This window comes from Lelliottia sp. EB106-05-01-XG201 (assembly GCF_058791735.1).
On record NZ_JBYTDV010000002.1, the window covers coordinates 78,420 to 89,561 of the forward strand.

The 11,142-nt window shown below is 55.8% G+C and carries 5 protein-coding genes; all 5 read left to right on the forward strand.

The window, feature by feature from the left end:
* The first annotated feature begins 5 nt into the window (after nucleotides 1-5).
* The 5 genes from AC3WS9_RS22980 to AC3WS9_RS23000 all read left to right on the forward strand — a co-directional run bounded on the left by AC3WS9_RS22980 (nucleotide 6) and on the right by AC3WS9_RS23000 (nucleotide 10,564).
* Nucleotides 6-707, forward strand: a complete 702-nt coding sequence (locus AC3WS9_RS22980) for a hypothetical protein (protein ID WP_492490454.1) — start codon at nucleotides 6-8, stop codon at nucleotides 705-707.
* Between the two features lie 137 nt (nucleotides 708-844).
* Entirely contained in the window at nucleotides 845-1,576 is a 732-nt protein-coding gene (traT, locus tag AC3WS9_RS22985) for a complement resistance protein TraT (RefSeq protein WP_492490456.1), read from the forward strand.
* Between the two features lie 232 nt (nucleotides 1,577-1,808).
* Complete coding sequence (gene traD, locus AC3WS9_RS22990; protein ID WP_492490457.1) at nucleotides 1,809-4,325, forward strand: type IV conjugative transfer system coupling protein TraD; 2,517 nt, start codon at nucleotides 1,809-1,811, stop codon at nucleotides 4,323-4,325.
* Nucleotides 4,322-9,751 (forward strand): conjugative transfer relaxase/helicase TraI, encoded by a 5,430-nt coding sequence (traI, locus tag AC3WS9_RS22995; RefSeq protein WP_492490458.1) that lies wholly within the window; start codon nucleotides 4,322-4,324, stop codon nucleotides 9,749-9,751. The genes traD and traI overlap by 4 nt, the downstream gene beginning before the upstream one ends.
* Before the next feature lie 24 nt (nucleotides 9,752-9,775).
* The gene (locus AC3WS9_RS23000; protein WP_492490459.1) at nucleotides 9,776-10,564 is read left to right on the forward strand and encodes a DsbA family protein; all 789 of its coding nucleotides are present in this window, start codon (nucleotides 9,776-9,778) and stop codon (nucleotides 10,562-10,564) included.
* The last annotated feature ends 578 nt before the right edge of the window (nucleotides 10,565-11,142 follow it).

Sequence of the window (11,142 nt, forward strand, 5' to 3'; positions counted from 1 at the left end):
GACAGATGAATACTAAAGCGAGTCCATATTTTTGTTGGCTGCCAACGTTTTTCTATGTGCTATATGTCCTTTACATGCAGCATGTTGTTCATGATGGGTTTTGGTTAAAAGGCGCTATGCTTTCATTTTTTGCAACGTTCCTGTATCTCGCTTGCTTTGTACAATTGATAAAAAAAAGGACTGAAATAAGTATAAAAGTAGTGCTGTTATTCAATGGTATTCTTTCGAGCGCACTTCTTTTCCTTGCATTTTTCGTGGGCAAAGATGCTGAGACGGCACTTATAACTGGCGTAGGTATTCATTCGGTTACAGCATTATTTTTTGCGTTTAGAATCGCAGCTACTAAGAATAATTTTGTAAAAGAGAAAGATACCGGCGTGCTCTACAGAATCAAGGGTGGGAGAGCACATCGGTTGTCTGAAAACGAAGTGAAACAGTACATTAGTATTTCCAGTAATGGCTCATATCCACTTAAAGAATTTTCTTTGAATTCATGTTCTGGAGCTGATGTAAGTGCATCGGTTATACCTCTGGCAAATGCCTCTAATGACTTTGCCAACCCTGATTTCAGTCATGGAGTAGATATTAACCCATCTTCTGGAATACCGATGATTGGCGGAATGTCTGGACTTGATATACATGGGAATAGTTGGGGAACCAACTTTAACGAACCATCTAATACCTACGACCCGAATCGGGGTTACTAAGAAAGGGGCTTTCAGCCCCTTTTTGCTGCCTGACTTTTATCCTAACTTCACTTTCATTTAATACCCTTCAAATCATCCAATACCAGTCCTGTTAGCGCGACGCCGTTAACAGGACTTTTTTATGCACAGGAAATATCATGAAAACAAAACAATATGCCGTTGTTGGCTTAGTGGCTTCTACTCTTGCTCTCTCAGGTTGCGGCGCAATGTCGACAGCCGTGAAGAAACGTAATCTTGATGTCAAAACACAGATGAGTCAGACCGTCTGGCTGGAGCCGTCGTCGGAGAAAACCGTATACCTCCAGGTGCGCAATACTTCAGATCAGGATATGTCAGGACTCGAAACGCAGATTTCAAATGCGCTGTCGGCTAAAGGCTATCGTGTCACTCACTCCCCGGAAGATGCGTACTACTGGGTTCAGGCTAACGTCCTGAAAGCTGAAAAAATGGATTTACGTGCCTCTCAGGGATTCCTCAGCACCGGATATGAAGGGGCTGCCACAGGTGCAGCACTGGGCGCGGGTATTACCGCCTACAACTCAGCGTCAGCGGGTGCGACTCTCGGTGTTGGTCTGGCGAGTGGCCTGATTGGTTTGGCGGCTGATTCGATGGTTGAAGACGTGAATTTCACGATGGTGACCGATCTGCAGATTTCTGAGCGCAGCAAAGCGACTGTTACGACTGACAATATTGCCGCTCTGAAGCAGGGCACATCAGGCGTCAAGGTTCAGACCAGCACTGAGCAGGGCAACCGTGCCAAATACCAGACCCGCGTGGTCTCTAATGCGAACAAGGTCAACCTCAAGTTCGAAGAGGCGAAGCCTGTGCTGGAGGCGCAACTGGCCAAATCCATTACCGGCATTATGTAATCACCTGCGGCTGTGGCGCCCGTCACAGCCCTTCTTTCTGTTTTAACCTGTTAACGACCTGCCTGTATTAAACCGGGTGCGTCAGTGCTTTCAGTCAGTCCCGTGATATTTCGCTTCCTCGCATGGCTGCGCCAGCGCAGCCATGTCTGCGGCGAGCGCCGGGTATTCAATCTTAACCTCTCAATCAGTCACGTTACCGTCCCGGTGATGCGATGACTGCCGGACATATTCTATGAGCTTCGCAGGCAAAAATCTTACTCAGGGCGGGCAGATGACCGCCTACCGCTGGCGCATGTTCCTTCAGGTGAATAACTGGATTAGTTACTGGATTTTCATTCTGTTTGGGGTGCTGGCAACGGTCATTTTTTTCTGGCGCATACCGCAGGAGACGCTGGATAACGGCTCTCTGTGGTGGTTTGCCTGGATGAACAACAGCTTTATTGATTTGATGCCGGGCAGTGCGCCAAAAATTTACGACGTTCACTACTGGTACGCCCCAACGGGGACACCGATGCTGCTCAAAATGACGCTGGCCCAGGTATTCAAAGACCCCTACATGATTGCAATGAGCGAACAGCTCCTGAGTGAGTTGCAGTGGGCTGCGCTGATAAGTGGGGCAGCGTGTCTGGCCGTGTTTCTCGCCGTGACCTGGTACATTGTGGGCATAGGACGTCGGGAGAGCGAGGATGAGTACCTTTCCGGCATGTTGCTGACAGACAAGCCAGCTGAAGTGAACCAGCTGCTGCGCAAGAACGGCGAACTGTCCGATTTGCGAGTGGGTGACCTGCACATGGTCAGGATGGCTGAAGTCATGAACTTTCTGATGCACGGTACAATCGGCGTCGGTAAGTCGACGCTGATCCGCTGGTTGCTGGATTACATCCGTAAGCGTGGCGACCGGGCCATCATCTACGATTCCGGCTGTACCTTCACTGAAACCCACTATAACCCCGCCACCGATTTTATCCTGAATGCCCATGACGAGCGCTGTGCCAACTGGCATCTGTGGGGAGAATGCGTGGATGCGGTCGACTACGACAATATGTCGGCCAGTCTGATCCCGGTTGAAGGTGAGTCAGATCCGTTCTGGGTATCAAGCTCGCGTACCATCTTCGCCGACCTGGCTATTCGCATGTCGGTTGACCCGGACAGGAGCATAGAGAAATTCCTCAGAACCCTGCTGTCGCTGGACATGAGAAGTCTGCGCGGCTATCTGGCCAACACCCCGTCGGCCAACCTGGTTGAAGAGAAAATAGAGAAGACGGCGATCTCAATTCGTTCCGTGGTGACGAACTATGCCAAGTCGCTTCGCTACCTGCAGGGACTGGATAATGGTGTCAAACCGCCGTTTACTATCCGGGAATGGATGACGAAGGAGGAGCACGACAACAGCTGGCTCTTTATCTCCACACAGGCCAGACATCGCAAAAGTGTGCGACCGCTGATTTCGCTCTGGGTGTCGCTGGCCACCATGATGTTGCAGAGCATGGGAGAAAACAGCGACCGCCGGGTCTGGTTCATCATCGATGAAACCCCCAGCCTGCAGCGTATCCCTGAACTGGCGGAGACCCTGGCTGAAGCGCGTAAGTTCGGCGGGTGTTTTGTGCTCGGTATGCAGAACATGGCGCAACTGGTCCACGTTTACGGACGTGAACTGGCCAAAAGCATCTTCGACCTGATGAACACCCGTATGTACGGGCGTTCTCCGAGTGCGGAGATGGCCAAAGTGGTGGAAGAAGAACTGGGCAACCAGCGTAAGCGAAAAATCCGCGAGCAAAACAGCTACGGTCTTGACCAGGTGCGAGACGGTGTGTCACTCGGGAAAGATGAGGTCAACAACCCGATTGTCGATTACGAGCAGGTGATGCGCCTGCCCAACCTGAGTTTCTATGTCCGCCTGCCAGGCGAGTATCCGGTTGTTCGCCTGAAGCTGAAATACCGTGAGCAGAAAAAACATCATCCTGGCCTGATAGAGCGCAACATCCGGGATGCCCTGAGTCCGGAGCTTGAAAAGGTGATTCAGGACAATGAACGGGCCGCGAGTGTCGCCGGTGTCGCCTTCCCGACAGGTGATGAATGGCTGGAAAAGGGCAGCGATCTGGACAGTTCGTCCTCAGTTTCGGCGTCTTCAGCGACGGCCAGCATCTCTACTGCGCCTCAAGCTGCGTCGGCCGCTCCCATCATCCCAGAACCATTGATACCCTTGCACACCACGCCGGCAGTGACACCGTCTCCCATTACCACCGCGCCACCTTCGATGCCACAGAGGCACAGTTCGGTGACAGCCCCTGTCACTGTGCCAGAGAAAAGTAATGTCGTCCCGCTTCACATTTCCCGGCCTGTGCCTGAAATCCCTGCTCCTTCTGTCACGAGCAGAGAGCCAGTGTCCTCAGCACTGGAAAAACTCCAGAGTCGCATGACCCCAGTCGCACAGCCCCCTTCCGGGGCACTGGATATGTTGCAGCGGCGTCTGACGACCGGCGCGGGTAGCGCAAATGCAACGGAAGACGATACGCAAGCAGGTGGCGAGTCAATGAATCTGGACATGCACGTAACAGAGCGAGCTGATGGGGGGCTGGCTGTCACCACAGCGGGTAAAACGGCCCCTGATGAGAGGCCTGCAGAAGACCATAAGGTCAACCGCCGACTGGCACAGGATGAAGAAAACATTTTACGTCACCGTGACCCGGAAGACCCTGGGTACAGCGACTACGACCAATACTATGAAGAAAGAGAGCCTGAACTATGATGTCAGTCGCCCCCATCGCCTCAGCCGGCACCGCTGCCGGCTACTACAGCAATTCCGACAACTACTATTTCCTCGGCAATTTACAAAGTCTCTGGCTGGGTGAGGGGGCGAAAGACCTCGGCCTCGAGGGCAATGTCCGGGGAGATGACCTTACGTCCGTGCTCGAGGGGCGTCTGCCTGACGGTTCCCGTCTGGGCAAGGAGATTAACGGCAACCACGTTCACCGTCCCGGCCATGACCTGACTTTCTCAGCACCTAAAAGCGTGTCCATCCTGGGCCTGATTGGTGGCGATAAAGAGATGGTGGAGGCCCACAACCACGCTGTTCGTGTGGCGGCGGGCTACGTTGAGAAGCTGATTTCTGCGCGTGACACGAAAGACGGTGTCACCTCTATTGTTCACACCGGCAAAATGGTGGCCGCTGCGTTCACTCACGACACTTCGCGCAACCTGGACCCTCAGCTGCACACGCACCTGCTGATTGCCAATATGACTGAGCAGGGCGGGAAGTGGAAAGCGCTGGCCACGGACTACATCCACGATGCCGGCTTTATCGAAACGGTCATGAAAATGCAGGTCACTCTCGGGAAAATCTATCGGAGCGCATTGCGCCAGCGCGTGGAGGCGCTGGGCCATGACGTGGAGGAAGTCGGGAAACATGGCATGTGGGAAATCAAGGGGGTACCGGAGGACGTCCGGGATGAATATTCCTCCCGCGGCCGTGAAATTCAGGGGGCTGTCGGGGCGGAGGCCACGTTGCGCAGTCGTGACGTGGCGGCAAAGGATACCCGTCAGGCGAAAGTCGATCCGTCACGACTTCGTCTGATGGATCGGTGGCTCGGGCAGATGAAAGAGAAGGGATTCGACCTGAAAGCCTATCAGGAAAGCGTGGTCCCGCGCGAAGCCGCAGCACGTGGCACACCGCCACAGCAGGAACGGGGTTTACTGGACACTCCCGGCCGTGCAGAACCGGGTGCAATGACGCCGTCAGGGCAGACACCACGACCGGAAAAAGGGCCTGAATCACCTGTGCAGCCGGCAGCGCGGGACAGAGCCTCACGTCAGCCTGAATCACGTCAGACTGACACCCTGAGTCAGCCGGGACGGGCTGATGCCGAAAAAATGCCTGTCAGCAGAACGTCCCCCCAGATACAGCCCCTTCATGCTGAGATACCGCAGCCCGATCTGGCTGAGGCGATGCGGCTGGCCATCTCGCAACTCAGTGACGGTAAAACCCGCTTTACCTTTGGGGAGCTGATGCTGACGACCGCTGAACTGAGCGAACATCTACCTGAGATTAAGGATATCCGCGTGGCCATCGATACGGCGCTGAAAGACGGCATGATAGTCCCCCTGGACAGCGAAAAAGGGGTGTTCACATCCCGTATTCATCTGCTGGATGAACTCTGCATTCAGGCACTCAGCCAGGAACATCTCAAAGCCACACCGGTTGTGGCTTTCAGCCGGCCGGAACAGTATGCCCCTCCCGCCCTGGCAGTGGTGGAGACCTCGCCACTGGTGCTGATGAATGCCCCGTCAGGCGTGGCCGGTATTCGCGATCTGACGACACAATTGACCGGAATATCAGCTGCGCAAGGGCGTGACGTCAGAGTGCTGGCCAGCTCTGCCGAACGTGCTATTTCGCTGGGAAAATCCGATGACCTGCGTGAGCGTATTATCAGTCGCCAGCATGTGTTGAGCGGGGATTTTCATCTGAAGCCCCAGAGTACGCTGATTATTGAGGGGGCAGAGCGGCTGGGGCTTAAGGAGACGCTGGTCCTGCTGGGCGAAGCGCGCGCGCAGGATGCGCAGCTGGTCTTTCTGGACAGTGCCGGTCGTCAGGCGAACGGCAATGCCATGTCGGTACTGGAGTCAGCCGGTGTGGTCCGTTCACGCCGCACTGAACCGACGCCGGGGCTTGAGGCTGACGTGGTCAGTATCGCCAACAAACGCGATCGCTATGAGGCGCTGGCGAACCGCTTTGCGGAGCTGAGTGGCGGCGCCGAAAATGTCACCGCCGTGGTGGTCGGTAAGCGCGAACAGACCCATCTGACCGGGCTTATCCGTGATGCGCTACAGAATGCTGGCCAGCTGGGGCGGGACGGTGTGGACATCGAGGCACGTCAGCCGGTCTGGCTCGACAGTAAAACCCGCCGGATGCCCGGCTCGTACCGGCCCGGCATGGTGCTTGAGGATCGCAGTGATGCCAGAACGCGCCAGTCATACGTGATTGACCGGGTGCATGAGGACACCAGAGTGCTCTCGCTCATTGACGGGGATGGTGTGCTGACCCGCATGAAAATCGGGGATGTCAGCGCCGACTGGCGACTGTTCAGCCGTGAAACGCTCAGCGTGGCCACCGGCGAAAAACTGCTGGCCGTGGCGGGCGACCGTGAACACAGCCTGAAAGCCAAAGATCGCCTGGAAGTCACCGGCATCAGTGAAAAAGGGATTGAGGTGAAGCGGGGGGATGACATCCTGACGTTGCCAAAAGACCAGCCCCTGTATGTCTCGCACGCCTGGGTCAGTGCGCCGGGGGGGCGAGATAACGACACTGGGGTGGTCCTGGCCGCACTTAACAGCCGGGATATCTCCTCTCAGACCATGAACTCGCTGGCACAAAGTGGCCATCGTGCCGAAATCTTTACCGCCGAAGTCCAGGATAAGGCAGAAACCCGGCTGCTGCGCATGAAAACAAATGCCTCTCCCGTGAATCTGGTTCGCACCCTAAGTGGCAGGGAAGAGGTGAGCGAGGCGGTCAACCAGCTTCATGACAGTGTACGTACCGACGCCGGGCTGGCCGTGTGGCGTGCTGTAAACGACCAGCGCAGCGTGGTGTTCAGTGAACTGACGCTGGCTGACGAGGCACAGAAGTACCATCCCGACTTTGATGATATCGGCCATGAAATTAGCACGATGGTGAAAAGCGGGGAGCTGATGCGGGTTTCCGCAGGGGGGGAGCCAAAACTGGTCGCCCGTGCGACCTGGGAAATGGAAAAAGCCATTCTGCGCACTGTTGACGAGGGTAAAAACACACAGGTTCCGTTGCTTGATAAGGTGCCAGAAGACGTTTTCAACGGTCTGACCGCAGGACAAAAATCGGCGACGTCGCTGGTTCTGGGAAGTACCGACCAGTTTACCGGTATTCAGGGTTATGCCGGTGTGGGGAAAACCACGCAGGTGAAAGCGGTCGTGGCCGCGCTCGGGACGCTGCCGCCCGATGCCCGCCCCACCCTGACGGGTCTGGCGCCAACGCATCAGGCCGTGAAAGAGATGAGCGAGGTGGGTGTGACGGCGCAGACCATCAAGTCCTTTATTGTGGAGCATGACCAGGCCACCGCTGCCGGTGAAAAACCGGACTACAAAGGCCAGGTCTTCCTGATTGACGAATCGTCGATGGCCGGCAACCAGGACACCGCCGCTCTGTTTCAGGCCATCGCAACCGGCGGCGGGCGTGCGGTCTCGATGGGGGATATTGACCAGTTCGAAGCGGTGGATTCTGGCGCGCCCTTTAAGCTGATGCAGGAGCGCAGCCCGATGGATGTGGCCATTATGAAAGAAATTGTGCGTCAGAAAGACGTGCAGCTACGCGGAGCGGTTCACGACATCATTGATAATCGCATCGATGCGGCTTTAAAACGCATTGAGGCTCAGCCAGCAGAACGGGTTGGGCGGCAGCCGGAGGCAACAGTGCCGGAGGGGGCATTTCAGGAAACCGCCTCGCCGGTTGACGACATTGTCAGTGACTGGATAGGGCGCACGGATGATGCCCGGGCACGAACCCTTATCATTACCCAGCTTAACGCTGACCGGCAGGCGGTGAATGCCGGTATTCACGCGCAGCTGACCAAACGCGGCGAACTGGGTGAGAAAGCGGTCACCGTCCCTGTCCTCGACAAAATCACGCATACCCGGCATGCCTTTAACAAAACGGACGCCTGGCAGACGGGCATGGTGGTAAAACGTGGCGATCGCTACCAGGACGTTGTGGCGGTCGACCGTAAGGGGAGCACGGTCACGGTGCGGGATGAAGAGGGTAAAATCGGAATGTATTCCCCTAAAGAGCTGATAACCGGCGACGTGCAGCTGTTTAAGCGTCATAACATTGAGGTCCGGCAGGGCGATCTGCTGCGGTTTACAGCCACGGACCGTGAGCAGGGCCAGACCGCTAACCAGCGTTTTACGGTCGACAGCGTCAGCGAGACGGGAAATATTCGCCTGCGGGGTGCGGACGGTCTTGTGACCATCAACCCGACTCAGATCCGGGCGCAGCAGCATCTTGATTATGCCTGGGCCGTGACCGGTTTCGGGGCGCAGGGGACCAGTACGGATTATGTGATTTCCCTGGAAGGGACCGACAAGGGACGCAAGGCGCTGGCTACCCGTCGTGCGTTTTACATTTCGGCCTCCCGTGCAAAGGAGCATGTGCAGATTTACACGGACGGTAAGGCGGACTGGGTGAAAGCGGTCACGTCACCAGAGCGCGATATTAAAACCGCGCACGATGCACTGCAGCCAGAAACGCAGCGTAAACAGGCGAAAGCTATCTGGGCAATGGGTCAGCCGGTCACAAAAACCGCCATTGGTCGTGCCTGGGTGCGCCATCAGGGGATGGGCGACGCATCGCTGACGGCGAAAGTCATTCCGGCCACACGACGTTTTCCGGAGCCGGCACTCGCGCTTCCGGTCTATGACAACAACGGTAAAAGTGCGGGTCTGGCCCTGGTCTCCCTGGTGTCCAGCCCGGAGGGCCGGCTGACACAGGGTGACACCCGTATGGTCATGACTGACCGGGCACGCGGGGCTGTCCTTCAGCGGAGCCAGTCAGGCAACACCCTTGTGGTCAGTGACCTGAACGCGGCACTTGAGGCGGTGAAAGCGAATCCAAAGGATGGCGTGGTGTGGCAGACCGGGACCGAGTCACCGTCAGCCCATCTGCTGAAGGTGACCGGGGGTGTGCGACAGGCTGATGAGCAGCGACTCGCGCTGTCCGACCTGAGTGGACAGGATGAACGTCAACAGGCTGAACAGAAGCAGGCGGAGCTGATACGTGCGCAGGAGGCGGCCCGTCAGGAAGAGAATCAACCGCAGCGCATCGTTCTCCCGGCCGAGGAGGTGGTGACGCTGCGACCGGAAGACCTGAATCCGGTCAAACCTGAGCCACTGACACCGGATGACAGTCTGCTGGCAACGGTACGAAATAATGACCGCGAAGACGGTCATGAACAGAAACTGGCGGAACGTGTGCGTGGTGAAAATGCATTGCCGGATAATGCGCCAGGCGAACGTGAACGGGCATCACGTGTCGTCAGTGAGCTGGCCAGTGCAGATCGTGAAATGGTTCGCCATGCAAACAACAATGAGCGCGGCAGAATGCCGGAGCGCGAAGAACAGACCCTCACCCATACCATCCAGAAAGAACGCTAATCTCAGGACAGGAAGATAACACAGATGAAACAGAAGACACTGACCGCTTTAATAGTTACAACATACATTAGTTTTAATTTCATGGCGCAGGCCTCGGCACCTCAGCCGGTCTTCACGCCCGAGCAGGAGGCCAGGATCGGGGAACTTGCCGCCGGGTATCTGGTGACCCACCCAGAAATACTGGTTACGGTCAGTCAGAAACTGCAGGAGCAACAGCAACTGCGTAAGCAGAAGTTATACGCCCTGAACGTCATGGAACATCAGACTGAATTACTTCAGGACCCGGACACGCCGACGACCGGACCGGAAGGTGCCAGGGTAGCCGTCATCGAGTTCTTTGACTATCAGTGCGTGTTTTGCAGTCAGTTTGCGCCGGAGCTGAACAAAGTCATGAAAGCTCAGCCGGATGTCCGCTATATCTTTAAAGAATGGCCCATCTTTGGCAGTCGCTGGGAAGCATCCCTGCAGGCGGCACATCAGGGCCTGGCGGTATGGAAAGAAAAAGGGCCAGGGGCCTATGTAACCTACCATAACGCTATCTATGCCACCGGTCATCATGAGGGAAATCTGACCGCTGGAGATATTCAGGCGGCAGCAACAAAAGCGGGTGTTAATGCCACGAACGAGGCCAGTCACCCGACCATACTGGAAAAAAACAGCACGCTGGCAGAATCCCTCGGCCTGACAGGGACCCCTGGTGTCATCGTGATGCCTCTCACTGGCGCAACCCCGGATACCATCACCGTTTTCCCGGAAGCGGGGACAGCTGAAAAACTGCTGGCCGCCATTCAAAAAGCGACATTCGCGAAGTGAGTATTTAGCTGAGGCATTCTCCCGCCAGAGGGTGCTTTTCAGCTTTCGGACGTACCCGCCATTATTTTACACCCGTTCCCCTGCGCTTCCTCGATCTGTCCTGTCGGCCAGATACTGCGGCGAGCGCTGCCGGCTAAATAACCTTCGCGCAGTTAATACGCATACAATGACAGGCAATCTGGTCATACGTCTGGAAAAAAAACTGCCGGGAAGGTAATATTCGGATCCTCGGCGATCGTCTTGTGGTGGGACAGATTGTTGATTCAGATTAATTTTGTGACCTAACTCAAACTAGCGTTTGACTGCTTTGTGGTGAAGCAGGCGGGTGGCAGAAGATGGTTATTCGGGAGTAATGCGGACTTCCGGAAACGAACAGGGATAGGACGTATCCAGTAAAACGTTCAGGAGCAGGTAACGGAGTTTTCCGGAGCCTGAATGCACAAACCCCCCGAAATCTGTCATCAACTTGGCGGAAGAGTCAGATATCAGGGGGTCCAAAAGCAGGCGCGTTGCCTGTGAAGGATTATAACGCATGCACCATAGAAAACAACACCCGGCCGCCATAAGAACAGGCCGCC